The sequence below is a fragment of the Peteryoungia wuzhouensis genome, from assembly GCF_003205195.1.
GTDB classification, from domain to species: Bacteria; Pseudomonadota; Alphaproteobacteria; order Rhizobiales; family Rhizobiaceae; genus Allorhizobium; species Allorhizobium wuzhouense.
On record NZ_QJRY01000014.1, the window covers coordinates 16,352 to 42,482 of the forward strand.

General features: G+C 63.0%; 25 protein-coding genes. 12 read left to right on the forward strand and 13 right to left on the reverse strand.

Annotation, left to right across the window (positions count from 1 at the left end; translation table 11 throughout):
* The first annotated feature begins 18 nt into the window (after window positions 1–18).
* From DMY87_RS23465 to DMY87_RS23990, 3 genes are read left to right on the forward strand one after another with little or no spacing between them, the layout of a single operon-like run.
* Complete coding sequence (locus DMY87_RS23465) at window positions 19–285, forward strand: hypothetical protein (RefSeq protein WP_110794066.1); 267 nt, start codon at window positions 19–21, stop codon at window positions 283–285.
* Window positions 282–491 carry a nucleotidyl transferase AbiEii/AbiGii toxin family protein gene (locus DMY87_RS24685; RefSeq protein WP_425353527.1) on the forward strand — a complete coding sequence of 70 codons (210 nt, stop codon included), beginning with the start codon at window positions 282–284 and terminating at the stop codon, window positions 489–491. The genes DMY87_RS23465 and DMY87_RS24685 overlap by 4 nt, the downstream gene beginning before the upstream one ends.
* 37 nt (window positions 492–528) lie before the next feature.
* On the forward strand, window positions 529–891 hold the full coding sequence (locus tag DMY87_RS23990; RefSeq protein WP_114149348.1) for a hypothetical protein: 363 nt from the start codon (window positions 529–531) through the stop codon (window positions 889–891).
* Window positions 892–1,003: 112 nt separating this feature from the next.
* Here DMY87_RS23990 and DMY87_RS23475 read toward each other — a convergent pair whose 3' ends face one another.
* Both DMY87_RS23475 and DMY87_RS23480 read right to left on the reverse strand, forming a co-directional pair.
* Entirely contained in the window at window positions 1,004–1,846 is an 843-nt protein-coding gene (locus DMY87_RS23475) for a fumarylacetoacetate hydrolase family protein (protein ID WP_110794067.1), read from the reverse strand.
* Between the two features lie 98 nt (window positions 1,847–1,944).
* Window positions 1,945–2,679 (reverse strand): SDR family oxidoreductase, encoded by a 735-nt coding sequence (locus DMY87_RS23480; RefSeq protein ID WP_110794068.1) that lies wholly within the window; start codon window positions 2,677–2,679, stop codon window positions 1,945–1,947.
* Window positions 2,680–2,866: 187 nt separating this feature from the next.
* On the opposite strand from DMY87_RS23480, the gene DMY87_RS23485 reads away from it, so the two are divergent.
* Together DMY87_RS23485 and DMY87_RS23490 are read left to right on the forward strand one after the other, a co-directional pair.
* Entirely contained in the window at window positions 2,867–3,670 is an 804-nt protein-coding gene (locus tag DMY87_RS23485; protein WP_110794069.1) for an IclR family transcriptional regulator, read from the forward strand.
* A gap of 28 nt (window positions 3,671–3,698) precedes the next feature.
* Window positions 3,699–4,538 (forward strand): amidohydrolase family protein, encoded by an 840-nt coding sequence (locus DMY87_RS23490; protein WP_110794070.1) that lies wholly within the window; start codon window positions 3,699–3,701, stop codon window positions 4,536–4,538.
* On the opposite strand, the gene DMY87_RS23495 is transcribed toward DMY87_RS23490, so the two are convergent.
* From DMY87_RS23495 to DMY87_RS23530, 8 genes are all read right to left on the reverse strand, one after another.
* Window positions 4,535–5,215 (reverse strand): TetR/AcrR family transcriptional regulator, encoded by a 681-nt coding sequence (locus tag DMY87_RS23495; protein WP_110794071.1) that lies wholly within the window; start codon window positions 5,213–5,215, stop codon window positions 4,535–4,537. The genes DMY87_RS23490 and DMY87_RS23495 overlap by 4 nt on opposite strands.
* On the reverse strand, window positions 5,212–6,888 hold the full coding sequence (locus DMY87_RS23500) for an amidohydrolase (protein ID WP_110794072.1): 1,677 nt from the start codon (window positions 6,886–6,888) through the stop codon (window positions 5,212–5,214). Before DMY87_RS23500 ends, DMY87_RS23495 begins: the two co-directional genes overlap by 4 nt.
* A gap of 12 nt (window positions 6,889–6,900) precedes the next feature.
* On the reverse strand, window positions 6,901–8,571 hold the full coding sequence (locus tag DMY87_RS23505) for an amidohydrolase (protein ID WP_110794073.1): 1,671 nt from the start codon (window positions 8,569–8,571) through the stop codon (window positions 6,901–6,903).
* Window positions 8,572–8,588: 17 nt separating this feature from the next.
* Window positions 8,589–9,770, reverse strand: a complete 1,182-nt coding sequence (locus DMY87_RS23510) for a serine hydrolase domain-containing protein (RefSeq protein ID WP_110794074.1) — start codon at window positions 9,768–9,770, stop codon at window positions 8,589–8,591.
* Window positions 9,771–9,845: 75 nt separating this feature from the next.
* Window positions 9,846–10,880, reverse strand: coding sequence for an ABC transporter substrate-binding protein (locus DMY87_RS23515; protein WP_110794075.1), 1,035 nt, complete (start codon window positions 10,878–10,880; stop codon window positions 9,846–9,848).
* A gap of 42 nt (window positions 10,881–10,922) precedes the next feature.
* Window positions 10,923–11,726, reverse strand: coding sequence for an ABC transporter permease (locus tag DMY87_RS23520; RefSeq protein ID WP_110794076.1), 804 nt, complete (start codon window positions 11,724–11,726; stop codon window positions 10,923–10,925).
* A complete protein-coding gene (locus DMY87_RS23525) occupies window positions 11,719–12,642 on the reverse strand; it encodes an ABC transporter permease (protein ID WP_110794077.1) in 924 nt (307 codons plus the stop codon). The genes DMY87_RS23520 and DMY87_RS23525 overlap by 8 nt, the downstream gene beginning before the upstream one ends.
* A gap of 2 nt (window positions 12,643–12,644) precedes the next feature.
* Entirely contained in the window at window positions 12,645–13,745 is a 1,101-nt protein-coding gene (locus tag DMY87_RS23530) for an ABC transporter ATP-binding protein (RefSeq protein ID WP_110794078.1), read from the reverse strand.
* A 444-nt stretch (window positions 13,746–14,189) separates the two neighbouring features.
* On the opposite strand from DMY87_RS23530, the gene DMY87_RS23535 reads away from it, so the two are divergent.
* The 7 genes from DMY87_RS23535 to DMY87_RS23565 all read left to right on the forward strand — a co-directional run bounded on the left by DMY87_RS23535 (window position 14,190) and on the right by DMY87_RS23565 (window position 22,085).
* The gene (locus tag DMY87_RS23535) at window positions 14,190–15,629 is read left to right on the forward strand and encodes an amidase (protein WP_110794079.1); all 1,440 of its coding nucleotides are present in this window, start codon (window positions 14,190–14,192) and stop codon (window positions 15,627–15,629) included.
* Window positions 15,630–15,770: 141 nt separating this feature from the next.
* Window positions 15,771–16,823, forward strand: a complete 1,053-nt coding sequence (locus DMY87_RS23540) for a dipeptidase (RefSeq protein ID WP_110794080.1) — start codon at window positions 15,771–15,773, stop codon at window positions 16,821–16,823.
* 45 nt (window positions 16,824–16,868) lie between these two features.
* Complete coding sequence (locus DMY87_RS23545; RefSeq protein ID WP_110794081.1) at window positions 16,869–18,506, forward strand: ABC transporter substrate-binding protein; 1,638 nt, start codon at window positions 16,869–16,871, stop codon at window positions 18,504–18,506.
* A gap of 6 nt (window positions 18,507–18,512) precedes the next feature.
* The gene (locus tag DMY87_RS23550) at window positions 18,513–19,580 is read left to right on the forward strand and encodes an ABC transporter permease (RefSeq protein ID WP_110794082.1); all 1,068 of its coding nucleotides are present in this window, start codon (window positions 18,513–18,515) and stop codon (window positions 19,578–19,580) included.
* Entirely contained in the window at window positions 19,577–20,509 is a 933-nt protein-coding gene (locus tag DMY87_RS23555) for an ABC transporter permease (RefSeq protein ID WP_110794083.1), read from the forward strand. Before DMY87_RS23550 ends, DMY87_RS23555 begins: the two co-directional genes overlap by 4 nt.
* Entirely contained in the window at window positions 20,506–21,339 is an 834-nt protein-coding gene (locus DMY87_RS23560) for an ABC transporter ATP-binding protein (RefSeq protein WP_110794084.1), read from the forward strand. Before DMY87_RS23555 ends, DMY87_RS23560 begins: the two co-directional genes overlap by 4 nt.
* Complete coding sequence (locus DMY87_RS23565) at window positions 21,336–22,085, forward strand: ABC transporter ATP-binding protein (protein ID WP_110794085.1); 750 nt, start codon at window positions 21,336–21,338, stop codon at window positions 22,083–22,085. Before DMY87_RS23560 ends, DMY87_RS23565 begins: the two co-directional genes overlap by 4 nt.
* Before the next feature lie 21 nt (window positions 22,086–22,106).
* On the opposite strand, the gene DMY87_RS23570 is transcribed toward DMY87_RS23565, so the two are convergent.
* The 3 genes from DMY87_RS23570 to DMY87_RS23580 form a co-directional block, all read right to left on the reverse strand.
* Window positions 22,107–23,300 carry an alpha-D-ribose 1-methylphosphonate 5-triphosphate diphosphatase gene (locus DMY87_RS23570; protein ID WP_110794086.1) on the reverse strand — a complete coding sequence of 398 codons (1,194 nt, stop codon included), beginning with the start codon at window positions 23,298–23,300 and terminating at the stop codon, window positions 22,107–22,109.
* A 61-nt stretch (window positions 23,301–23,361) separates the two neighbouring features.
* Window positions 23,362–24,567 (reverse strand): acetate/propionate family kinase, encoded by a 1,206-nt coding sequence (locus tag DMY87_RS23575; RefSeq protein ID WP_110794087.1) that lies wholly within the window; start codon window positions 24,565–24,567, stop codon window positions 23,362–23,364.
* On the reverse strand, window positions 24,564–25,952 hold the full coding sequence (locus DMY87_RS23580; protein ID WP_110794088.1) for a bifunctional enoyl-CoA hydratase/phosphate acetyltransferase: 1,389 nt from the start codon (window positions 25,950–25,952) through the stop codon (window positions 24,564–24,566). Before DMY87_RS23580 ends, DMY87_RS23575 begins: the two co-directional genes overlap by 4 nt.
* Window positions 25,953–26,131 lie beyond the last annotated feature (179 nt).

Consider the following 26,131-nt stretch of genomic DNA (forward strand, 5'->3'; position numbering starts at 1 on the left):
GATGAAGAGGAACGTGAGATGAAGCCGATCGATTCACTTGTGCTGGGCACTGTGAACGCGCCGTATAGCAAGAAGCTGGACGCGGCTGGGCTTGTCGCCTGCATCCTTGATCCGGATGAGAGCAAAGCGGCAGCCGGGCCGATGTCATCATTCTTTTACGAGATTTCTCCCGCGCTTCAAATGCAGTTTGCGGAGGCACACAGCATCCCCACGGCCGCTTTGCGGGCTGCTGCTGCGGCATTCGATACATGGTCGGGGCAGAAGAACCACTTGCTTGTCGCATGACATCCCATTGGGAACAGCTTCTGCGCGTTGCTTGCGATCTGATCGATCGTTCTCCTCTTGGTCACGAGTGGACATTTGGCGGCGGTACCGCATTGATGCTCCAAATCGATCATCGATTGAGCCAGGATCCCGCTCGACAAAGCCTCCCGCTTTGCAATCTGCCGATGAGCTACATCGGCGACGGACACCGCTTTCTGAAGATTTGAAGAGATAGGCCAGATCGATTTTATCGCTTGCGCTCAGATGACCAGTCCATCCTGGACGGAGATCGAGCTGCTCGGAAGATCGATCAGGATTGAGACCGTTCCTGAGATCATCACCAAGAAGGTCTTTTACCGAGGCGCGCATATCGCCGCGCGTGATGTATTCGATATTGTGGCGGCGAGCGTCGGCCACAGGCAAACCGTTATTGAAGCGCTGGCGACCTATCCGGCCAGAACCGCAATTGCCGCTGATGCTTTGCGACGGCTCAATCCTGAATTCGTGATGAGCGTGGTCGATCAGTTGCAGATCAGACCGGGATTTGAGCACCTCAAGGTCTCAGCGATCGAAGACTGCCTTGATGTGTTTTCGACGGCGATCAGCTTTGCGGGTACCAAGGACTAACCGCCCCAAACAGTGGTCTGTCCGTGCCTACGTTCCGGCGTTCTTTATCTTTTGCCCTCAAACGCAAGACCCCGCCACGCGGGCGGGGTCTGACTGCTCGGCGCTTGACGTCTCAAACATCCGCCTTGAACGTCTGCTTCTGCGTTCCGAGTCCTTCGATGCCGAGCTCCACCACATCGCCGGCGTTGAGAAACTGCGGTGGCTTCATGCCGAGGCCAACGCCCGGAGGGGTGCCGGTGGAGATGACGTCGCCGGGATGCAGGCTCATGAACTGCGAGAGATAGGAAACGAGATGGGCGACGCCGTAGACCATTGTCTTCGATGAGCCGTCCTGCATCATCTTGCCGTTGACCGAGAGCCACATCTTGAGGTTCTGCGGGTCGGCAATTTCATCCTTGGTGACCAGCCAGGGGCCGATCGGGCCGAAGGTGTCGCAGGACTTGCCCTTGGTCCACTGGCCAGCGCGCTCCGTCTGGAAGGCGCGTTCGGAAACGTCGTGGGAGACGCAGTAGCCGGCGACGTAATCCATGGCGTCGGCTTCCGAAACATATTTCGCCGTCTTGCCGATGACGACGCCGAGTTCGACTTCCCAGTCGGTCTTTTCCGAGGTGCGCGGGATCAGAACATCATCGTTCGGGCCGCAGATGGCCGAGGTCGCCTTCATGAAGATGACCGGTTCCGGCGGCACGGCTGCACCGGTTTCGGCGGCGTGGTCGGAATAGTTGAGACCGATGCAGATGAACTTGCCGGTGCCGGCAACGCAGGCGCCGATGCGGTCGGCGGCGATCTCCGGCAGCGATGCGAGGTCGAGGGCGGCGATCTTTGCGAGGCCCTCGGGAGAGATCGCGGCACCGCCGATATCGGCGACATGGGCCGAGAGGTCACGGACCTTGCCGTCCTTGTCGAGAATAGCCGGCTTTTCCTGGCCAAGCGGGCCGACGCGCATCAGTTTCATGGTCGTATTCCTTTCCAAAGGTCGCGGCAGAGCCGCTCATTGTCTGTTGTCCGCAATGGCGGACGGGAAAACTGCTTCACACGTTTCCTTGGTGTTGCTCAGATCGTCCAGCCGCCGTCAATGGCGAAGGCCTGGCCCGAGGTATAGGTGGCGCCGGCGATGTAGACGGCGAGATCGGCGATTTCTTCCGGGGTCCCGAGCCGCCCCATGGGCTGGCGGGCAATGAAGGCGGCGCGCGCGGCGTCATAGTCCCCTTGCGCGCGCATGCGGTCCTGCAGCGAGGGGCTTTCGACCGTGCCGGGGCAGATGGCATTGCAGCGGATCCCCTGCGTCACGTAATCGGCCGCAACCGATTTCGTCAGGCCGACTACTGCCGCCTTCGTGACTGTGTAGGCGCAGCGGTTCGGCACGCCCTTCACCGAGCTTGCGACCGAGGCCATGTTGATGATCGAGCCGTCGCCACGCTCCAGCATCGCCGGCAGGACGGCGCGGATGGTGCGGATCATGGCGCGGACATTGAGGTCGAAGGCGAAGTCGAGGTCCTTGTCGGCCATGTCCATCACCGTCCCGCCATGCACGACACCGGCACAATTGAAGAGAACATCGAAAGGACCGGTTTCGGCGACCACCGCCTTGACCGCTGCCTCGCTCAAGACGTCGAGCTGGCGCGTCGTGATGCCGGCCTCGTGCTCAAGGCTTGCCAGCGCTTCGGTGTTTATGTCGGTTGCGACGACGGTTGCCCCGGCGCGGGCAAAGGCGAGCGCGCTGGCGCGACCGATGCCCTGGCCTGCTGCCGTCACCAGCACATGTTTGTTCTTCAAAGGCAGGTTCATCCTAGGCTCCTCCAGCCGATCTCAAATCCACCGATTGACCGGTCCTGCCGGCGTCTCGGACGTAAACTCCCATTCCCGGACCACTCGACACTTGCATAATTTGCGCAGCGGTGCGAGCATCATTCATATGCAAAACATTTATTCATGAACGTCAAGGTCAGTCCGGCGAGTTCGAGGAGAGAAATGCGTGAATGACCTCGACCAGGATCGATACCGGGCGCCGGCGCTCGACAAGGGTCTCGATATTCTCGAACTGCTCGCGGGTGTGGATGGTGGCCTCAGCCAGGCGGAAATCGCCAAGAAGCTTGACCGCAGTCCGAACGAATTCTACCGGATGCTCGACCGGCTGGTGAAGCGCGGCTATGTCGCGCGCCTCGAGGGCGACCGTTATGTGCTGACGCTCAAGCTTTTCGGTCTCGCGCAGCTGCATGCGCCGACACGGCGCCTCGCGTCGCTTGCCATGCCGCTGATGCGGGAACTGGCGGAGATCACGCAACAGGAAAACCACATCGTCGTCTATGACCGGGGACACCCGGTCGTGATCGCACAGCTTGAGGCGCCGAATTACTGGGGGATCTCGATCCGCGTCGGTTCGCGCATGGGATTGTTCGATACCGGGTCCGGGCATGTGTTGCTGGCCTTCCGCAGCCCGGATGTACGGTCGATGATGGTGGCGGAACATGTCGCAAGTGGCGGCCTGGACGGGCGAATGACCGAGGCCTTTGCCGCCCGGCTCGACGCGATCCGTACGCGTGGCTACGAGATGATGCCGAGCGCCCAGACGGCGGGCGTGACAAACCTGTCCGCCCCGATCGTCAGCGCAGACGGCGAGGCTTTGGCAGCGCTTACCGTGCCTTACATCACGATCATCAACATGCCCGATGCCCCCGATATTGCCCGGACGATCGAGGTCTTGAAGGATACGGCGCGGCGGATCTCTGAGCTTGCAGGCGCAAGTCTGGGTGCCGGTTCCCCGTCGGCCGACAGCTGAGTTTCAAAGGCCTTGGGAGGGGCCATCCATGATCATCGATACCCATCTGCATCTGATCTACCGCGACCGCCTCACTTATCCCTGGCTGAAGGACGAGCCCGGCCTCGACGCCGATTTCACTTGGGAAACCTATGCGCGTGAAGCGCGGCGGCTCGGCATTTCCTCGGTGTTGCATATGGAAGTCGACGTGGCCCCCGCCGACATCGAGGCGGAAACGGCGATGGTGCAGGGCCTATCCCAGTCACCGGACAGTCTTCTTCGCGGCGTCATCGCGTCCTGCCGCCCTGAAGATCCCGGTTTCGCTGCCTATCTCGAGGCCCAGCGTGCCAATCCCTTCGTCAAGGGATTTCGCCGGGTCCTGCATGTGGTGCCCGACGACGTCTCCGAGGGGGCGTTGTTTAGGGAGAATGTCAAGCGGCTGTCCGGCACGGGGCTGACCTTCGATCTCTGTATGTTTCCGCATCAGATCGACAAGGCGAAGGCGCTCGTCGATCTCGCGCCCGATGTCACTTTCATCATCGACCATTGCGGCGTGCCCGATATCAAGGGGCATGGTTATGACACCTGGAAGAGGGGTATCACCGAGATTGCCCGGCGGGGCAATGTGCGGGTGAAGATCTCCGGTATCCCCGCTTATGGGGATCGCGAAAACTGGACGCTCGACGATCTGAAACCCTATTTCGACCACACCCTCGGCGCCTTCGGCTTCGACCGTGCCATCTGGGGATCGGACTGGCCGGTCTGCACGCTCGGCGGCGGGCTCTCGACATGGGTCGCGACGACGCAGGCGCTGCTGCATGGTTGCACCATGGACGAGAAGGACAAGCTCTTCGCGGCCAATGCCAAACGCCTCTGGCAGCTCGGTTAACGGGGCCGGTCGCGCTCGGCGAGCAGGCGGCGCAGATAGCCGCGCATGGCGATGATATGCGCCTCGATGTCGTCGTTGGAGGCTGACAGATCCTGCAGGGCGTAGCTCTGCAGGATGATGCCGTCGATGCCGATCAGCATCTGGCGGGCGACGGCGCGACCGATCCGGCGAAGATCCTCGTCCGCATCGTCCTCGAAGACCAAGTGGCCGTAGAAATCGATATAGGCATTGTACTGCCGGGCCGCGAGCCATTCGGAGCCCTTGGTGCGCAATGCATAGAGCGTCAGTTCGGTCTGGGCGATCTGCTTGCCACGCGTCCTCTGAATGTAGCGCCAGCTGGCTCGGATCAGGGCCTCGACGCGATCTTCCGGGGCCGAGGGCAGGGATACGTCCTGACGATAGGCTGCATCCATCTCGGCGATCAGGTCTTCGAGCACGGCGATCAGCAGGCTCTCCTTGCTGTCGAAGTAGTAGTGCAGGGTGGCGAGTTTCACGCCGGCAGAGGCGGCTATGCGGCGCGTGGTGAGCGCCTCGATGCCACCCTCCTCCAGCGCCTCGCGCGCGCCCCGGATGATCCGTAGACGGGTTTCAAGACCCTTGCGTGTCGCGCCTGCCGGACGCCCTCGGCCCGTTGAGGCCAATGATGTCTCGTTCGCCGCGTCTGCCGGTTCGCTCATCGGCCTCCTCCGGCATCGAAGGTGACACGGCCGTCGCAGATGGTGAGCACGGGTGAGAGATCGGCGATATCGGCAGCGGCGGTCGTCTCGATATTGCCGGACAGGACCACGACGTCTGCAAGATAGCCGGGTTTCAGAACACCCTTCCGATCCTCCATATATTCGACCCAGGCGCCGGTGCGGGTGTATGCGGCCAGCGTTTCGGTGAGGCTCAGACGCTGGTCTGGCATGTCGTCGGCCCAGGGCTGCCGTGTCATCGCATCGCGGATGCAGCTCAGCGGGGGCAGGGGCGAGACCGGCCAGTCGGTGGCGAAGACGATGGTGGCGCCTGCATCGACCAGCGTCTTCCAGGCAAAGGCATGGGGCCAGCGTTCGCGGCCGATATAGGTGAGGTAAGGTTCGAGCGGCAGGCCGGCCGAGCCCGGCGGATGGGTCGGTTGCATCGAGGCGATCGTGCCGGATGTGGCAAAGCGCGGGATGTCGTCGGGATGAACCACTTCGATGTGTTCGATGCGGTTGCGCATGTCGCTTTTGCCATTGGCGGCGATCGAGGCTTCGTAGCCGTCGAGCACCATGCGCACCGCGCCGTCGCCGATGGCGTGGACCGCAACCGGCATGCCGAGGCGGTTGGCCTCGGTCGCGACCGCATTGAAGGCCTCGGCTGAAAACAGCGGCTCGCCCTTCCAGCCGGGCTTGTGGGCATAATCATCGACGAAAACGGCGGTTTCGCCTTCGGTCACGCCGTCCATGAACAACTTGACGAAGTTGCAGCGCAGCTTGTCCGTGTCGAAGCGCTTCTTCCAGGCCGCTGCCTTCTCTTCCAGGTCCGAAAGCGGCATGAAGTTCTTCATGTGGTAGGGCATGCGGACCCGCACCGGAAGACCCTCGGTCTTCTCGATCTCATCCAGCATTTCCAGCTGGTAGAGATTGCCATCCATGTTCTGGAACGACGTGATGCCGAGAGAGGCGCAATAGGCGAGACCTTTCTTCAGAACAGCAATATCACCCGCCCGCTCCTCGGTGGTCACGTGCGCCGGATCGCCGCCGGTGCCGACACCCAGGCTTTCCCGTCCACCGGTTGCGCCCATGGAGGCGACGGGACGGATGGCATTGGTCTCACGCAGTTCCCCGTTCGCCAGGCCGTCCTCGCCCATGACGATCTCGTTGCCGACGCCGACATCACCGCCCTTGATGATGCCGCCCATCTCCAGGGCCATCGTGTTGGCCCAGGCCGTATGGTGGTCGGGGGCGAACATCAGGAACGGCCGATCGGCAATGATGCGGTCGAGGTGGTGGCGCGTGACACGTTCCGTCTCGGAGAGAATGGTGTAGTCGGCCGTTTGCGCGACGAGCAGCGGCAGGTCGGGATGGGCGGCGGCATAGTCCCTCACGGCCTTGCTCAGGGCATCGAAGCCCTTGACGCCGAAGAGCGAGAGTTCGCCCAGCGACACCGAACCACCGAAGATATGCATATGAGCTTCGTTGAAGCCGGGCAGCACTGTTGCCCCATTCGCGTCGACGATGCGGGTCTGTGGCCCCGCCAGCGCGAGGATCTCCGCGTTCGAACCGACCGCGGTCACGCGATTGCCGGTCAGGGCGACCGCTTCTGTCCTCGGACGGTCGTCGTCCATGGTCAGGACGGTTGCGTTGTGGATGATGATATCGGCGCTCATGGCAGTTCTTTCTCAGGCCTGGAATGTGATGCGACCGTCGCAAATCGTGACGGCAGGGCGGACCGTGTCCATGATCTGGTCGGCGGCGACGGCTTCGATGTCTTTGGTGAGGACCACGACATCGGCCAGATATCCAGGCTTCAGCACACCCTTGCGGTCTTCCATGAATTCCACCCAGGCGCCGATCGCAGTATAGGCTTCCAGCGCTTCCTCCAGCGTGAAGCGCTGGTCCTTCAGGCCCTCCTTCCAGGGCTTGCGGGTCAGCGCATCCTGGATGCACTGGAAGGGCGAGACCGGCGAAACCGGCCAGTCGGATGCGAAGACGACAGGGGCGCCGGCTTCCTTCATCGTCCGCCAGGCATAGGCGTAGTCCCAGCGGTCCTCGCCGATCTTTGCCGGCGTCGGCTCGGCCGGGAAGCAGGTGCCGCCGGGATAGTGCACCGGCTGCATGGAGGCGACGATGCCGAATTCTGCAAAGCGCGGGATGTCGTCGGGATGGATGATCTCGATATGCTCGATGCGGTGGCGATTGTCCTGCTTGCCGTTCGCCTTCACGGCGGCCTCGTAGCCATCCAGTGTCTGGCGGATGGCAGCACTGCCGATCGCATGCACCGCGACCTGCAGGCCGAGCGCATCGGCCTTTGTGGCGATCGCGTTGAAGGCGTCGGGCGTGAAAAGCGGCTCGAAGGTGTATCCGGGACGGTCGCCATATCCCTCCAGCATGTAGGCCGTCTGGCTGTCGAGAACGCCGTCCATGAAGACCTTGACGAAATCGCCGCGCAGCATGTCGGTCGCAAATTCCTTCTTCCACTCGGCAGCCTTGTCGAGGTCGGACAGCGGCATGAAGTTCTTCATGTGGTAGGGAATGCGCATGCGGCAGGGGAGCTCGCCCGCCAGTTCCAGGTCCCGCATCAGGCGCAGCTGGTAGTGGTTGCCGTCGAAGTTCTGGATCGAGGTGACGCCCCAGGAAGCGCAGTATTCGAGGCCCGCCTTCAGGATCGATCGGTCCAGCGCATATTGCTCCGGCGTGACGTGTTCCGGGTCCATGCCGGTGCCCATGCCGAGTTCTTCGCGACCGCCGGTCGAGGCGAGTGCGGCAACCGGACCGAAGGCGTTTCCTTCGCGGAGCTCGCCGTTGGCCAGGCCATCCGGGCCCATGACGACCTCATTGCCCACGCCGACATCCTTGCCCTGCAGAAGACCGGCCTGTTCCAGCGCCATGCTGTTGGCCCAGGCGGTGTGATGATCGGGCGCGAACATCATGAAGGGACGATCCGGGAGGATGGCATCGAGATGATGGCGGGTGCAGGGCTCGGTCAGCGAAATGATCGAATAGTCGGCGGAGAACCCCATCAGCAGCGGTTCGTCCGGGTTCTTTGCGGCATAGTCGAGGATCGCGGATTTCAGCGCCTCGAAGCCCAGCACGCCGTGGAGGTTGAGCTGGCGCAGCGACACCGATCCCGGGAAGATGTGCATATGGGCCTCGTTGAAGCCGGGCATCACGGTCGCGCCCCTGGCGTCGATCCGCTGCGTGTTCGAACCGGCCAGAGCGTTCACCTCCGCTTCGCTGCCGACCGCAAGAATGCGGTTGCCGGCAAGGGCCACGGCTTCGGCGCGCGGAGCTGCCTTGTCCATGGTCAGCACGCGGCCATTGGTGATGATGATGTCTGCAGTCACTGCCATTTCGGTATCCTCTGATTTCATGCGGTCCAGGCGCAGAGCGCGCGGAAGAATGCGAAGTTGTCGTGTTTCAGTTCGTCGTCGAGCGGGTTCGGCTGCGACGAAAGCTTGACGATGACGGTCTCGGTGGAGGGATCGACATAGAGCCACTGACCGTGAATGCCGATCGCGCAGAAGGCACCGTCGGCTTCACCCGACTGGTACCATTGGCTGCGATAGCGGCCGTTGGGGAAGAAATTCGATTTGCCGTCGACCCAGGCCTGATGGTCGCCCGCCGTCAGCATATCCTTGAGCCAGGTTTCGGAGATGATGCGGCGACCATCGACCGTGCCGCCGTTCCGGAGCATCTCTCCGACCCTGGCAAGGTCACGGGCGGTGACGGAAATGCCGCCGGCTGCACGTGCCGTGCCCTCGGCGTCCACCGTCACGCTCGCATGATGCCGGGCGCCAAGCGGTTTCCACAGGCGTTCCGACAGCACCTGGGCATAACGCTCGCCGGTTGCGCGCTCGATCAGCACGCCGAGCAGGTCCGAGTTCGGCGACGCGTAGAAATGCGCGCCGCCATGGGCATGGGCGTCCTTTTGCAGTGTCATCAGGAAAGCGAGCAGCGTTTCGTTCGGTCGTGCCGGGTCCGCCGGATTCCAGAGCGTGGCGCGGCGGTAGCGCGCATAGGCGCCGTCGGTGTTCAGATAGGCCTCGTCGAAGGCGAGGCTGACGCGCATGTCGAGCACATCGCGGATGGAGCAATCGCCATAGGCGGATCCACTCGCCTCCGGCAGAAGGCTGGTGACCGGGGCGTTCGGGTCGATGAGGCCGTCAGCTTCCAGCGTCGCCATGGCGAGCGCCGTCAAGGACTTGCTGATCGAGAAAACGATGTGGCGCTGGTCGACGCCGGCATGAGGCGCATAGTGCTCGGCAACGATCCTGCCGGCCTTCATCAAAACGAAGGCGTCTGTGTGGGCATAGTCGAGATAGGAGCCGACATCGGCCTGTCCTGCAAGGCCCTGCGGAAGTGCCTGGCGCAGGAGGTCGGACGCAACAGGCGCCCCCTCCGGTCTCTCGGCGGTTGCCGCGATCGTGGTGCTCGGCACCACTTCTTCGGCGTGGCCGAAGCTGAAGCGGCTGAACGGCTCCGTCCGCCAGTTGGCAAGCGTCAGGGCATTTCTTTCGAAACCATAGGTTTCGGCAAAACGCGTTGTCATCCGTGAATGCTCCCCCTGCGGGAGGGCCGGTAGCCCTCCCGTTTTTTCTTTTCTTGGTTCGGTGTCGGATCGAGCTTACTTCTGAATTTCGGTCCAGATCTTGGTGTAAAGCTGCTGCACGTCCGGCTCGCAGGTCAGCAGGAATTCGCCGGCCTTTTCCATGTCAGCGGGAATGACGAGTTCCGGCGCATCCTTCATGGCCGCATCCATGAATTCTTCCGAGCCCTTGATGCCGTTGGCGTATTTGGCGAAGTTCGAAAGCATGGCTGCGTTTTCCGGCGCCATGATGAAGTTCAGGAAGGCCTTGGCGTTGTCAGGGTTCTTCGCGTCCTTCAGGATCGCCGCGCTGTCCATGAACACGGGGAAACCTTCCTTCGGATAACCGAACTTGATGTCCGGGTTCTTCAGGCGCGAGCGCATGATGGCGCCGTTCCAATAGTAGACGCCGGAATAGTCGCCGTTCGGCAGCTTGTCGGTGACGCTGTAATCCATGGCGAGCCACTTGGACTTGGCTTCCACCAGCTTGTCACGCACCTTGCGCAGCACGTCCTTGTCCGTCGTGCACCAGTTCCCGCCGAAATATTTGATGGTGGCGAACAGCACATCGTTCATTTCCGGGGTGACGTTGATCTTGCCGACCAGCTCTTCCGGCGGATCGAGGAAGACGGCTGAGGTGTTGATGTCGCCGCCATAGACCTTGGTGTTGACGCCGATGCCGGTCACGCCCCACTGCCACGGAACGGAATAGTGGCGACCCGGATCCCAGGCGACGTCGACCCAGCGCGGATCGACATTCTTGAAATTCTCCATCTGGTCCGGACGGGACTCCAGGAGCAGGCCTTCGTTGATCCAGATCGGCATGTAGTTCGCGGAGGGAACGACGATGTCGAAGCCATGACCGCCGGCGCGCACCTTGGCGAGTGCGGTGTCGTTGGAATCGTAGTCGGTGACCGTCACCTTGACGTCAAACTGCTGCTCGAACTTCTTGATCATCTCGGGGCTGGTGTAGTCCCCCCAGTTGTAGATGTTGAGTTCGCCTGCGGCCGATGCTGCGCCGGCAAGGCTTAACAGCGTGAGCGTGGCGATCGCCGTCGTCGTCATCCATTTCATTGTCATTCTCCGTTCCTCTCTGTTTTTAAGTCGTTGTCAGGCTTACGGCTTGCGCCGGTTGATGAAGAAGAAGGCCACGATCAACACCGTCGACAGCGCCAGGAAGATGCTGGCGATGGCATTGATCTCCGGCGTCGCCTCACGCCGGATCTGGCCGAGCATGTAGGTGGGCAGAGTGTCCTGCCCACCGGACTTGACGAATTCCGTGATGACGACGTCGTCGAGCGAGATCACGAAAGCGAGCATGAAGCCGGCGATGATGGCGGGGCGCAGCAGCGGCAAGGTGACGAAGCGGAAGGCCCGCCAGGGCGTGGCATAGAGGTCGGCTGCAGCCCGCTCCAGGGTCAGGTCCATGCTTTCCAGCCGTGCCCGGATGGGGAGATAGGCGAAGGGGATGCAGAAGGCCGTGTGCGCCATGATCAGGTAGCCGAGGCCGGAATAGCCGGTCCAGACCTTGATGCGCGAGAAGACGATGAGCAGGGCCACGGCGGTGACGATTTCCGGCACCATCAGCGGCTGGTTGATTGCCGCATATTTCAGCGTCAGGCCGCGATAACCTTCCGTCCGGGTGGTCGCGAGTGCGGCCATGGTCGCGACGATGGTCGAGATGGCGGCGGCCCAGAGGGCAATGACCAGCGAGCGGATCGCAGCATCCTGAACCGCAGTGTTGTGCCAGGCGACGACGAACCAACGCATCGAGAACCCGCCCCAGACCGCCAGACTTTCATTGGCGTTGAAGGCATAGGCCACGAGCGCTGCGATCGGCAGGTAGAGCGCGAAGAAGGTGAAGAGGGCAATCAGGCCGAAGCCCGGTTGACTGCGGATGTCGAAACGGCGCTCAGACATGTCCGGCTCCCGACTTGGATGCGTTGCGGACATAGAAGAGCAGGGCCAGCATCACGATGACCATCAGCGTGATCGACATGGCCGCACCCAGCGGCCAGTTGCGGCCCGCACCGAACTGCATCTCGATCAGATTGCCGAGCATCATGTTCTTGCCGCCACCCAGCACGCGCGGAATGACATAGGCGCCGAGCGAGGGAATGAAGACGAGGATCGATCCGGCGATCAGGCCCGGCTTCACCAGAGGGATGACGATCCGCCAGAGCACCTGCAGCCGGTTGGCATAGAGATCGTAACCGGCCTCCACGAGGCGGAAATCCAGTTTCTCGATCGAGGCGTAGAGCGGCAGGACCATTAGCGGCAGGTAGACATAGGTCATGCCGAGCAGGGTCGCCGTGTCCGTGTAGATGATCTGCAGGGGGCTCTTGATGACACCGAGCCACATCAGCACGTTGTTGACGATGCCCTCGTTGCGGATCACCTGCTGCATGGCGAAGGTGCGGATCAGCAGGTTCGTCCAGAACGGGATGGTGATCAGGAAAACCCACATTTCCCGGCTTTTTGCAGGCCGTGTGGCGATGAAATAGGCGGTGGGAAAGCCGAGGATCAGCGTGAGGATGGTGGTGTAGAAGGAGAGTTTCAGCGACCGCCAGATGATCGAGACATGGGCACTGGCGAGACCGAAGGTATCGTCGAAGATGTCACGTTCGAAGAAAACCGAGAACCAGCCATCCAGCGAGAACTGCCAGGGCTTCACGTCGCCATAGTCTCCCTTCACCAGGAAGGAATAGACCAGCATGACGAAGAGCGGGCCGATGGCCGCGACCAGGATGATGAGAAGCGCGGGGAGGCTCAGGAGCCAACGGTTTCGGATGTCGCGCGATTTGGCATTTTCGGGGGCCGTTCGGATCGCGCTCATGGTCAATCCTTCAGGATCTGCGCGACATCGTCGCTGACGAGGATGCCGACCGGTTGTCCCTCCGCATGACCGCAGGCACCGCTGCGGCTGTTCTGCTGGCGCACCGTGAACAGCGATCCGCCTTCGAGCCGGACGTTGATGTTGGTGTCCGTGCCCAGATAGACGACGCTCTCGACCGTGCCCTGCAGGGTGGCCTCGGGCGAGGGGGCGACGATCTCGGCATGTTCAGGGCGGATGACGATGGTGACCTTGCCCGAGGGCGTCGTCTTTTCCGGGAAGGTGGCGGGGATTTCCCGGCCCGAGCGCAGTCGGACCTTGGCTCTGTCGCCTTCCACCGATGCGACCTCGACTTCGAGGAAGTTCGTCTCGCCGATGAAGTCAGCCACGAAACGCTCGGCCGGGCGGTCGTAGATATCCCAGGGCGAGCCGACCTGGCGCAGGCTCCCCGTCGACATGACCGCGATGCGGTCCGACATGGTGAGCGCCTCTTCCTGGTCGTGGGTCACGAAGATGAAGGTGATGCCGGTCTCGGCCTGCACGCGCTTCAATTCGATCTGCATCTCCTTGCGAAGTTTATAGTCGAGCGCCGAGAGGGGCTCGTCGAGCAGCAGGACCTTCGGCTTTGGCGCCAGGGCGCGGGCAAGCGCCACGCGCTGCTGCTGGCCGCCGGAAATCTGGCTGACCTGCCGATCGCGCATCTTCGTCATGTGCACCAGTTCAAGCATCTCGTCGACGCGCGACTTGATCTCCGCCGCCGGCTTGCCCAGCATCTTCAGGCCAAAGCCGATATTGTCGGCGACCGTCATATGGGGGAAGAGCGCGTAGGACTGGAAGACGGTGTTGACCGGCCGCTTGAACGGCGGGAGCGGGGCGATGTCTTCGCCGTGCAGGAGAATTTCGCCTGTCGTCGGAAAATCGAAGCCGGCGATCAGCCGCAGAAGCGTGGTCTTGCCGCAGCCGGATGGCCCCAGCAAGGTGAAGAACTCATTTTCCCGGATGGTGAGAAAGATCCCGTCGAGTGCGGTGACCTTGTCGTGTCCTGATCCGTAAATGCGGCTGACGCCGCGGATCTCGATGGCTGCCTTGTCAGATGCGGAACTCAAGCGATGCCCCCTGGCGTTCGGGTTATGCGCGATGGACTGCGGTGCGATCCGGCAATGGCAGGAGCTTCTGCCGACCGGGGCGCGTAATTCTGGTCACGCAAGTCGTGTGCCAGCTCGAATGCATGTGGAGCCTCCCTCCCGTTGGAGCCCGCAGACGCCCCGGAATGACAGGGTTTCTGCTGATCTCGCTCTTTGCCGACCGGTGTTCCCTTGTCTTCGGCGTCGCGGTCCGGTCGAGTCCGCGCACCTGATTTTGGGGCATGTTGCCTCTAATTTGGTCGTATGACCATTTTTATTTTTGGCTTCAGCGAAAATTTGTGCGGACCGCATGGCAGGCCTGCGGCAGGCGCTTAGCCGCCCGCTTGACACGGCTTGGCCAAGCATCCCATCGTCGGGCCATGTTGCCGGGCGCTTGCGCCGGTCCCACCTGATCCGGAGACACCCGTGACCGATCCCACCCGTCTTGGCGCCGCTGCGCTGTCCGTTTCCCTCCGGTCCGGCGCGCTCTCGGCCGAAGGGGTCATGCGCGATTATCTGGCACGGATTGAACGGCTGAACCCCCGGATCAACGCGCTCATCAGTCTGCGCTCGAACGAGGAACTGCTTGCCGAAGCGCGTTTGCTGGACCGGGAGCGGGCCGCCGGCACCATCCGGGGAGCGCTGCATGGCGTGCCGATTGCCATCAAGGATCTCAGCGAGGCGAAGGGCATCCGTTGCACGTACGGCTCTCCGCTCTACCGGGATTTCGTGCCTGATTTCGACGACATCCAGGTGGAGCGGATCCGGGCGGCAGGCGCAATCGTCATTGGCAAGACCAATACCCCGGAATGGGGCTTCGGTTCGCACAGCTACAATCCCGTCTTCGGCGTCACCCGCAATCCGTATGACCCGGCGCAGTCGGCCGGCGGGTCGAGTGGCGGTGCGGGGGCAGCACTTGCGGCCCGGCTGGTGCCGGTCGCTGACGGCAGTGACATGATGGGGTCGCTTCGAAACCCCGCCGCCTTCAACAATGTCATCGGTTTCCGTCCGAGCTTCGGTCGCATCCCGGCGCTTCCCGGTCGGGATGCCTATCTCAATCAGCTCGCAACGCTTGGACCCATGGGCCGCAGCGTCGAAGACGTGGTGCTGCTTTTGAACATCCAGTCCGGCTTCGATCCGCGTGATCCGTCCTCCTTCGAGAGTGGACCCGTCACCATTGATCCCGACCTTGCGCGCAAGGGCGGCCGGATCGGCTGGCTGGGTGATTTTTCCGGGTATCTGCCCTTCGAGCCGGGTGTCCTCGCGCTCAATGAAAAGGCTCTCGGTATTTTCGAAGCCATGGGTTTTTCTGTCGAGGCGGCGGCGCCCGCCTTCGATATGGAACGGCTGTGGTGGGCCTGGACGACGCTGCGCAGCGTCTTCACCGCCGGCAGCATGCGTGACACCTATGAAGATCCGGCCCGGCGGGGATCGCTCAAGCCGGAAATCCTCTATGAGGTGCGGAACGGTCTGCGGGCCTCGTCCGCCGATGTCTTCGAAGCCTCCGCCATCCGGACCGCCTGGTATCAGGCGATGCTGAAGCTCTTCGAGCGTTTCGACTATCTGATCGCACCGGCCGCACAGGTCTTCCCCTTCGATGCCGACATTCCCTGGCCGCGTGAAATCGCCGGACGCCACATGGATACCTATCACCGCTGGATGGAGGTGGTGATCGGCCCGAGCATGGCCGGCCTGCCTGTGGCAGCGCTGCCGGCCGGCTTCTCCGAGGGCGGCCTGCCGAATGGTTTCCAGCTGATCGGGCCGCCGCGAGCCGATGCGCGGGTGCTTTCCGTTGCCGCCTTTTACGAGGCGGCGACCGACTGGCTGGACCGCGTACCCTCCCTGGCGCAGGATGCTCTGGAGTAAATCTTTTTCACTCTTGAATGGGAGGGCAATTTGGCCCTACGATTTGATGGGCTTGCCAAGCTACTGTTTATCCAGCCCCGTCGCCTCTCTCTGGGCATGGGATCCTCTCACTGACGCGACCGAACTACGGAATTCATTTTCATGAACCTTGTCTTCGACGGCCATAACGACGTTCTCCTTCGCCTCTGGCGCAGCCGCAAGGACGGCGCCGACCCTGTGAAGGAGTTCGCTCAGGGCACAACGGCCGGCCACATTGACGGGCCGCGCGCCAAACGCGGTGGCCTGGCAGGCGGGCTGTGTGCCGTCTATATCCCGTCGCCGCATGATTTCGTGCTGAAGGAGCCGGATGCCGACGGTCACTATCTGACACCGCTCGATCCGCCGCTGGAGCGGTCGCCCTCGCTCGACATCGCGCTGGAGATGATCGCGATCGCCCGCCAGCTGGATCGCGCCGGCGCCTGGACGCTGTGCCGCAGCACGGCCGAAATCCGCAAGGTGATGGCGGATGGTGGTTTCGCAGCTGTCCTGCACATGGAAGGCTGCGAGGCGATCGACGCCAATCTCGATGCGCTCGAGGTTTTCTACGCCGCCGGGCTCCGCTCGCTCGGGCCTGTGTGGAGCCGCCACAACATCTTCGGGCATGGGGTGCCGTTTGCCTTCCCCAGTTCTCCGGATACCGGTCCCGGCCTCACCGATCTCGGTCGCGAGCTGGTCCGCCGCTGCAACAAGCTCGGCATCCTGATCGATCTCGCCCACATCACCGAACAGGGCTTCTGGGACGTGGCGAAACTGAGCGACCAGCCGCTGATCGCCAGCCACTCCAACGTGCATGCGATGACGCCGGTGGCGCGCAACCTGACCGACAAGCAGCTCGACGCGATCCGCGAGAGCCGGGGTCTGGTCGGGCTGAACTATGCCGTGACCATGTTAAGGCCGGACGGGGGCGACAACGCGGATACGCCGATCTCGCTGATGGTCCGGCATATCGACCATCTGGTCGAACGCATGGGGATCGACTGTGTCGCGCTCGGCTCGGACTTCGACGGCGCGACGATACCGGCTGCCATCGCCGATGCCTCCGGCAACCACCGACTGGTGGAAGCGCTTGGTGCCGCCGGTTACAGTGCCGGTGATCTCGACAAGATCTGCCGCGAAAACTGGCTGCGGGTGCTGGCTTCCGCCTGGCACGAATAAGTTCATACTGGCATACCCATAAAAACCAAGAAGGGAACCGTAACGATGACAATGTTCGACAAGCGCCTCAAACTTCTGACGACCAGCGCGATGCTGGCACTCATGGTCGCGGTTGCGCCGCAGGCCTATGCTGCGACCCCGGCGGATACGCTCGTCCAGGCCTGGGCGATCGACGACATCATCACGCTTGATCCGGGTGAAGCCTTCGAACTCTCGACGGCGGAGATCACCGCCAACACCTATAGCAAGCTCGTGGCGCTCGATCCGGCCGATACGTCGAAGATCGTCAGCGACCTCGCCGAAAGCTGGGATGTGTCCGAGGACGGCCTGACCTATACGTTCAAGCTGAAGCCGAACCTCACTTTCGCGTCGGGTAATCCGATCACCGCTGAAGACGTTGCCTTCTCCTTCGAACGTGTCATCAAGCTCGACAAGTCGCCGGCCTTCCTGCTGACCCAGTTCGGTCTGAGCGGCGACAATGTCACGGAAAAGGCCAAGGCGGCCGACGAATCCACCTTCGTGCTGACCGTCGACAAGCCCTATGCCCCGAGCTTCGTGCTCAACGTCCTGACGGCCACCGTCGCCTCCGTCGTCGACAAGAAGGTCGTGATGGAGAATGCCAAGCCTGTTACGCCGACCGAGGAATACAAATACGACACGGACTTCGGCAACGAGTTCCTGAAGACCGGCTATGCCGGTTCCGGCCCGTTCAAGATCCGCGAATGGCGCGCCAATGAAGTCGTCGTGCTTGAGCGCAACGACAACTATTACGGCGAAAAGGCCAAGCTCGCCCGCGTCATCTATCGCTACATGAAGGAAAGCTCCGGCCAGCGCCTGGCACTGGAAAACGGTGACATCGACGTTGCCCGCAACCTCGATCCGGGCGATTTCGATGCCGTTGCCAAGAAGGACGGCATCGCCACCACTTCGGCACCGAAGGGCACGCTCTACTACTTCAGCCTCAACCAGAAGAACCCGAACCTGGCCAAGCCCGAAGTCATCGAGGCCTTCAAGTACCTCGTCGATTACGACGCGCTCGGCGAAACCCTGATCAAGGGCATCGGCACGATCCACCAGACCTTCCTGCCATCCGGCCAGCTCGGCGCGCTCGACGACAATCCGTACAAGCTCGACGTCGCCAAGGCGAAGGAACTGCTGGCCAAGGCTGGTCTCGCCGACGGCTTCACCGTCACCATGGACGTGCGCAACACGCAGCCCGTGACGGGCATTGCCGAAAACGTCCAGCAGACGCTCGCCCAGGCGGGCATCAAGCTGGAAATCATCCCGGGCGACGGCAAGCAGACGCTGACGAAGTACCGTGCGCGTCAGCACGACATCTATATCGGCCAGTGGGGCTCGGACTATTTCGACCCGAACTCGAACGCCGAGACCTTCACCTTCAACCCTGACAATTCCGACGAAGGCACGAACAAGACGCTCGCCTGGCGCAATGCCTGGGATCCGAAGGAACTGTCCACCAAGACGGCGGCTGCCCTGCTCGAGAAGGATACGGCCAAGCGTGCGGCGATCTACGAAGACCTGCAGAAGCAGGTGCTTGCGTCCGGCCCGTTCGTGGTGATCTTCCAGCAGACGGAAATCGCCGGCTATTCGAGCAAGGTGCAGAGCTACAAGCTCGGCCCGAGCTTCGACACCAACTATGTCAACACGGTCACCAAGGAATAGTCGTCCTTGACCTCCGTGGACAGCCAGGTCGACGAGAGGCGCGCTTCCAGGCGCGCCTCTGCGATCGCCATCGCCGTTGGCAAGTTTCTGCTGACGGTGGTGACCACCTATCTCGGCCTTCTGGCCGTCACCTTCTTCATCGGCCGCGTGGTGCCGATCGATCCGGCGCTCGCCATCGTCGGCGATCGGGCGCCGTCGCATGTCGTCGAGCGCGTGCGCGAGGAGCTCGGCCTCAACCTGCCGCTCTGGGAGCAGTTCATCATCTATGTCCGCCAGGCACTGTCGGGTGATTTCGGCGTATCGGTGCTCACCACCAATCCGGTCATGAAGGACATCGCCCGCGTCTTTCCGGCCACCATCGAACTTGCCACCGTCGGCACGATCATCGGCGCCGTGCTCGGCGTTCCGCTCGGCGTGCTCGCCGCCGTCAAGCGCGGCTCGATCGCCGACCAGATGGTGCGGGTCGTCGGCCTCATCGGCTATTCCGTGCCGATCTTCTGGCTCGGGCTTCTGGCGCTGCTGCTCTTCTATGCCAAGCTCAACTGGGTTGCCTATCCCGGCCGTGTCGATATCGTCTACGAGTACAGCTTCACCCCTGTCACCGGCTTCTTCCTGCTCGATGCCGCCATGCAGCGGCAATGGGACGTGTTGTGGGATCTCTTCCGCCACATCATCCTGCCTGGCGGTCTGCTCGGCTATTTCTCCATGGCCTATATCAGCCGCATGACGCGCTCCTTCATGCTCAACGAGCTGGCGCAGGAATACATCGTCGCTGCCCGTGCCAAGGGCCTGAGCGAAACCCGGATCATCTGGTTCCATGCGCTGCGCAATGCCGCAGTGCCGCTGGTCACGGTCATTGCACTCTCCTATGCCGGACTGCTCGAAGGGTCGGTGCTGACGGAAACGATCTTCTCCTGGCCGGGGCTTGGGCTCTACATCACCAATTCGCTGCAGAATGCCGACTTGAACGCCGTGCTCGGCGGGACGATCGTGATCGGATCCGTCTTCATCGGCATCAATCTTCTGTCGGATATTCTCTATCGCATGCTGGATCCGAGGACGCGCAGCCGATGACCACACCCGTCTCCGCTTCCGAACTGACCTGGAAAGGCTGGCTCACGTCAGACCGGCCGCAATCCCGCCTGCAGGCCCGTTGTGGGCGCGCCTATATCATCTGGCAGCGCTTCGCCGAAAACCGGCTGGCGCTGGCGGGCCTCGCCATTCTGATCGCGCTTCTGTTCGTCGCCGCCTTTGCCGATGTGCTGGCGCCGCATTCGCCTGTTCAGGGTGACCTGCGCAACGCCCGCCTTCTGCCGCCCGGCAGTGCCGGATATCTGCTCGGCACCGACGACCAGGGCCGCGACATCCTCTCGCGCCTCATCCACGGCTCGCGGCTGACGCTGTTCGTCGTGGCGCTGGTTGCTATCATCGCCGCACCCGTTGGCCTGATCGTCGGCACGATCGCCGGTTATGCCGGCGGCTGGGTCGATGGCGTCTTGATGCGCATCACCGACATCTTCCTCGCCTTCCCGAAGCTCGTGCTGGCGCTCGCATTGGTCGCAGCGCTCGGCCCCGGTATCGAGAATGCGGTTCTCGCCATCGCCATCACCTCCTGGCCGCCCTATGCCCGTATCGCGCGGGCCGAAACGCTGACCTTCCGCAACTCGGATTTCATCGCGGCGGTACAGCTCATGGGCGCCTCGCCGCTCCGGATCGTGCTGTCGCATATCGTGCCGCTGTGTCTCTCCTCGGTCATCGTGCGCGTCACGCTCGACATGGCCGGCATCATCCTCACGGCTGCCGGCCTCGGTTTCCTCGGCCTCGGCGCACAGCCGCCGCTGCCGGAATGGGGCGCGATGATCGCGTCCGGTCGCCGCTTCATCCTCGATCAATGGTGGGTCGCGGCCATGCCGGGTTTTGCCATTCTGGTCGTGTCGCTCGGCTTCAATCTTCTGGGCGATGGTCTGCGCGATGCGCTCGATCCGAAGGAGGCCGGCCAATGAGCGCGCTTCTGACCGTCGAAAATCTCCGCGTCAGCTTCCCGACCCGCACCGGCCTCGTCGAGGCGGTGCGCGGGGTGTCCTTCACGCTCGGGCGTGAACGTCTCGGCATTGTCGGTGAGTCCGGCTCCGGCAAGTCGCAGACGGGACGAGCCATCATGGGGCTGACTTCCCCCCAGGCGAGGATCACGGCCGACCGGCTGCAGTTCGGCGATACCGATCTCCTGACCGCCAGCCCCGCTCGCCGCCGCTCGCTGCGCGGCAAGCAGCTGGCGATGATCCTGCAGGATCCGAAATACTCGCTGAACCCGGTCATGACCGTCGGGCGCCAGATCATGGAGACGCTCCGTACCCATGAAAAGGTATCGTCCGGCGAGGCGCACAAGCGGGCGCTCGCCATGCTGGAAGCGGTGCAGATCCGCAATCCGGAGCGGGTCTTCGATCTCTATCCGCATGAAGTCTCCGGCGGCATGGGCCAGCGCGTGATGATCGCGATGATGCTGATCTGCGGGCCGGAACTGCTGATCGCCGACGAACCGACCTCGGCCCTCGACGTGACGGTGCAGCTCGAAGTGCTCGCCATTCTCGATGCGCTGGTGCGTGATCGCGGCATGGGGCTGATCTTCATCAGCCACGACCTCAGGCTCGTCTCGTCCTTCTGCGACCGGGTGCTCGTCATGTATGCCGGCCGGGTGGTCGAGGAGATCGAGGCGACGCGGCTCCGGGAGGCGCAACATCCCTACACCCGAGGACTGCTCGAATGCCTGCCGCAGATCGCCGCCGACCGACATCCGCTGCCGGTGCTCTCCCGCCAGGCGGAGTGGAAGCTATGAGGCCAGTGCTCGCCATCAGGGACATGGTCGTCAGCTTCGACGGCTACCGGGCGCTCGACAGCGTCAGCGTCGATGTGGAGGACGGTGCCTCCTTCGGCATCGTCGGCGAATCCGGCTCCGGCAAATCCACGCTGCTTCGGGCCGTGGCCGGGCTGAATTCCTTCAGCAGCGGCATCCTGTCGGTCAACGGCAGGCTCTATGAGGGCCGCAAGCGCGACAAGGAATTCTATCGCCAGGTGCAGATGGTCTTTCAGGACCCCTATGGCTCGCTGCATCCACGCCAGACGGTGGACCGGTTGCTGCGCGAGCCCCTGACGATCCACGGGTTCTCCGATGCCGAAACGCGCATCGCGCGGGCGCTCGACGAAGTGGGCCTGGGTGCCGGCTTCCGCTTCCGTTTTTCGCACCAGCTGTCCGGCGGCCAGCGCCAGCGCATCGCGATTGCCCGCGCGCTGATCCTCGAGCCGAAGGTGCTGCTGCTCGACGAGCCGACCTCGGCGCTCGATGCCTCGATCCAGGCGGAAATCCTCAATCTGCTCGAACAGGTGCGTCGGGATCGGGGTCTGACCTTCGTCATGGTCAGCCACGACCTCGCGGTCATCAGCCATATGTGCGAGCATCTGGCGGTGATGAAATCCGGCAAGATCGTCGAGACGCTCAGCGTCGGGCAGCTGCGCGACGGCGATTTCTCGACCGATTATACCCGCCAGCTGATGACGGCGAGCGAAGGCTTTCGGCGCGTCTGAGCGGTCCCGGTCGAGGCTCTTTCAGGCGACGCGATGGCCCGAGCGCCAGGCGGACTTCACGAAGGGATGGCCGTCCTGCAGATCGACGCGGATCAGGTCGGCTTTGAGGCCGATCTCGATCGCGCCGCGGTCCGCGAGATTGCCGGCGAGCGCCGGGTTGCGCGTCACCAGAGCAACGGCGCTCGGCAGGTCGTAGTCGAGACCGGGATCGGCAGAGATCATGAAGGCCGCATCCAGCATCGAGCGCGGCACGTAATCCGACGCGAGGATATCGACCAGCTTGTCCGCGAGCAGATCGCGCACGGCAATGTTGCCGGATTGCGAGCCGCCGCGCACAAGGTTCGGCGCACCGGCGACGATGCGCATGCCGGCATCGCGTGCCGCTTGTGCCGCCTCCATCGAGCAGGGGAATTCGGAGATCGACACGCCCTCCGCCAGCCCTTCCTCGATATGGGCCACGTCAGTATCGTCATGGCTCATCAGCGGCATGGAGCGGGCGCGGGCGAGTGCCACGACCTCCGGCCGTGTCATGGCCGCAAAGTGGCTCTTCTCGGCGACGAGCATCTTGATCTTCTCGCGCACCAGTGCCGGGCTTTCGCCGGTCGATTTGCAGGCTCTCGCGACATAGGCCTCGATATCGCGGCTCTGGCGGATGCCGGGCAGGTGTTCCATGATCGAGAGCACGCGAACAATCTCCCGGTCGATGTTCTCCGCCGTCAGCGCCGGGGTTGCCGGGTCCGTCAGTTCGCAGCGCAGGTGGACGAGATGTTCGGCCCTCAGCATGCCAGAGCTTTGAGCCTGCTCCAGCGCCTCGATCATCGGTTTCAGGATTTGCGCCCGCTCCGGATTGTCGGTGGTGGCGCCGACGCAGAGGCTGTCGAAGACGGTGGTCACACCGCCGCCGATGATCTGGGCGTCGTGGGCCAAGGCGGCGCGCATGAAATCCCAGCGCACATGGGCGCGGGGATACAGGTGCTTTTCGAAGTGGTCGGTGTGGATGTCGACCAAACCGGGCAGCAGATAGTCGCCGGCAAAGTCGATCGATGCCGCATGACGCGAGGGGCCTTCGTGGACCTCGACGATCCGGCCGTCTTCGATCACCACGGAACCGTGCAAGACATGGCCTGATGTCACCACGCGGGCATTGGAGAGGATCAGCACCTCACCGCGCGCCGCTTCGAAGGTTTCACCCGTCGCATCCGTCTGTCGCAGCATGACTCGCCTCCATCCGCTCGCAGTCGAAGCGTCTCTAGGCGCGTTTCATGACGCTTTGGTGTCAGAGCACGCGATAAAGCGGTGCGTTGTCCTGCGCGTCCAGCCGCAGGCAGTCGTCGGCGATCACCTGCTCCTCGTCGGTTGCGATGACGCGCACCTTGACCCGGCTTTCCTCACGCGAAATGACCCCTTCGTTGCGGTCGTTCCTATCCCCATCGAGCAGAAGGCCGAGGAAGCGCAGGCGCTCGACCACCGACCGGCGAATCGTCGGCTGGTTCTCGCCGATGCCGGCCGTGAAGACCAGCGTATCGAGGCCACCGAGCGTGGCGGCCAGACGTGCCACTTCGCCTGCAATGCGGAAGGTGAAGACATCCAGAGCCTCGCACGCCTCCTTCGAAGGGGTTTCCAGCAGGACCCTGCTGTCGGCGCTGATGCCGGACAGGCCGAGCAGGCCGGACTGTTTGTAGATCATCTCCTCCACCTGTTTGACGCTCATTCCATGCGCCTCGACGAGATGAAAGAGCACGCCGGGGTCGATGGCGCCGGAACGGGTGGCCATCGGCACGCCGTCGATGGTGGAAAAGCCCATCGAGGTGTCGCGGCTCACGCCATGTTCCAGCGCGCAAAGGCTGGCGCCGGAGCCGAGATGGGCAACGACTGCGCGGCCGCCGGCCCGTTCCGGGTCCAGCGCCTTCAGCGCCCCGGCGATATAGGCATAGGACAGCCCGTGAAAGCCGTAGCGCTTCACGCCCTTGTCGAACCAGTCGCGCGGGATGGCGAAGCGTCTGACAACATCGGACTGGGTGCGGTGAAAGGCGGTGTCGAAAGAGGCGGTCTGCGGCATGCCGGGTTTCAGCTCGGCAATCGCGCGGATCAGGCGCAGGTTCTGCGGCTGGTGCAGCGGCGCCAGCGTCACCAGGCTCTCGATGCCGGCGAGGCTCGTGTCATCGATCCTCACGGCCTCGCCAAAAAGATCGCCGCCATGCACCACCCGATGTCCGACCGCCGAGACGGCGTCGAGATCATAGTGTTCACCGAGCCAGTCGAAGACCTCTTCCAAGACGTCGTGCAGCAGGTCATCGGTCTTTGCCACCAGCGGCACGTCGAAGATTTTTGGACCCTCGATCAGGTGAAAGGTCAGCGGCTCGGCGCGAAAGTCGATGAGACCCTTGCCGATGCGCTTTGCCCCATTTTGTTCGCGGGCGAAAATGCCGATCTTCACCGTGGACGAGCCGGCATTGAAGGTGAGCAGCAGTTTCTGGCTCATGCCATCGGACCCAGGGCAAGGGCTGCGGCCTTCTTGGCGGCGACGAGTTTGGCGAGGGCTGCCGAGGCGATGCGCACACGCAGGCTGTCGGAGCGGCTGGTAAGGATCACGGGCACACGGGCGCCGAGCACCAGGCCAGCGGCATCCGCATTGGCGAAATAGAGGAGCTGCTTGGCCAGCATGTTGCCGGCTTCGAGATCCGGCACCAGCAGGATGTCGGCGTCACCCGCCACCGGCGAAACGATGCCCTTGGTGCGGGCGGCTTCCATGCTGATCGCATTGTCGAAGGCGAGCGGGCCGTCGACCTTGGCACCCCGGATCTGGCCGCGCGCCGCCATGACGGTGAGAGCCGCTGCCTCCAGCGTCGCCGGCATCTTGTCGTTGACCGTCTCGACGGCGGCCAGCACCGCGACCTTGGGCTCGGCCACGCCCAGCATATGCATGAGATCCACGGCGTTCTGGCAGATGTCGCGCTTGTGCTCGAGCGTCGGCGCGATGTTGATCGCGGCATCGGTGACGATCAGCAGCTTGGAATAGGCCGGCACATCCATGACATAGACATGGCTGACACGGCGTTCGGTCTTCAGCCCCGAGCCGCTGCCGACCACGGCGCCGAGCAGCTCGTCGGAATGCAGGCTGCCCTTCATCACCGAGCCGACCTTGCCGGCGACGGCGAGTTCCACGGCAAGGGCTGCGGCCGCATGGCTGTGTTCGGTGTGAAGGATTTCGAGCCCGGCGATCGAAATACCGGCCTTTTCGGCCGCCGCCCGGATCTTGGCCTCCGGACCGATCAGGATCGGCTCCAGCAGACCTTCGTCGCGGATTTCGACAGCCGCCTCGATCGCTTCCGGCGAGCAGGGGTGGACAAGGGCGGTCTTCACCATCGGCAGGCTGCGGGCTTCGGCGACGATGGCGTCAAAACGGTCGTGCCGCTGCAGCGAGACATCGGGGGGCAGGTTTTCCGACCAGCTGATGCGGGTTTCCGGCGCCCGCACACGGGCCTTGCCCACGAGAACAGGTTCGCCGTTCTGGTTCACGCAGCGCGTGTCGAAGACCAGCGTGCGTCCGTCGCTTTCCTTCTTCATCAGCGTCACCGTCGCGGTGATCCGGTCGCCCGTTGCAATCTCCTTCCAGAATTCCAGATCTTGGCCGAGATAAACCGTGCCGGGGCCGGGCAGGCGGGTGTCGAGCACGGCCGAGATCATGCCCGCCGGGATCAGCGACTGGCCAAGCGGCACCGGATTGTTGTCACCCGACAATGCCGCAAAGAGTTCGATGTCGTCAGGGCCGATCATGCGGCTGAGGCTCGCGGCATCGCCGAGCTTCAACTCGTCGAAGGTGCGGTTGGTGAGCACTGGTCTTTCCATGTCGCTTTCGTCTTCCATTGTCCGACCAGCCTCCCTTCCGGTCTCTTATCATCCTGCGGATGATCTGCGTCAGCCGCGTGATCAACCTTGGCCTGCAATCTCCTCGGGGAAGGGTGGGATGTCCTTGACTTGGGTCAAGGGGTAGTGGGGCGAAAGTCTTGGGGTGGGGGCTGTTCCCTCATGCTGAGGTGCCCGCG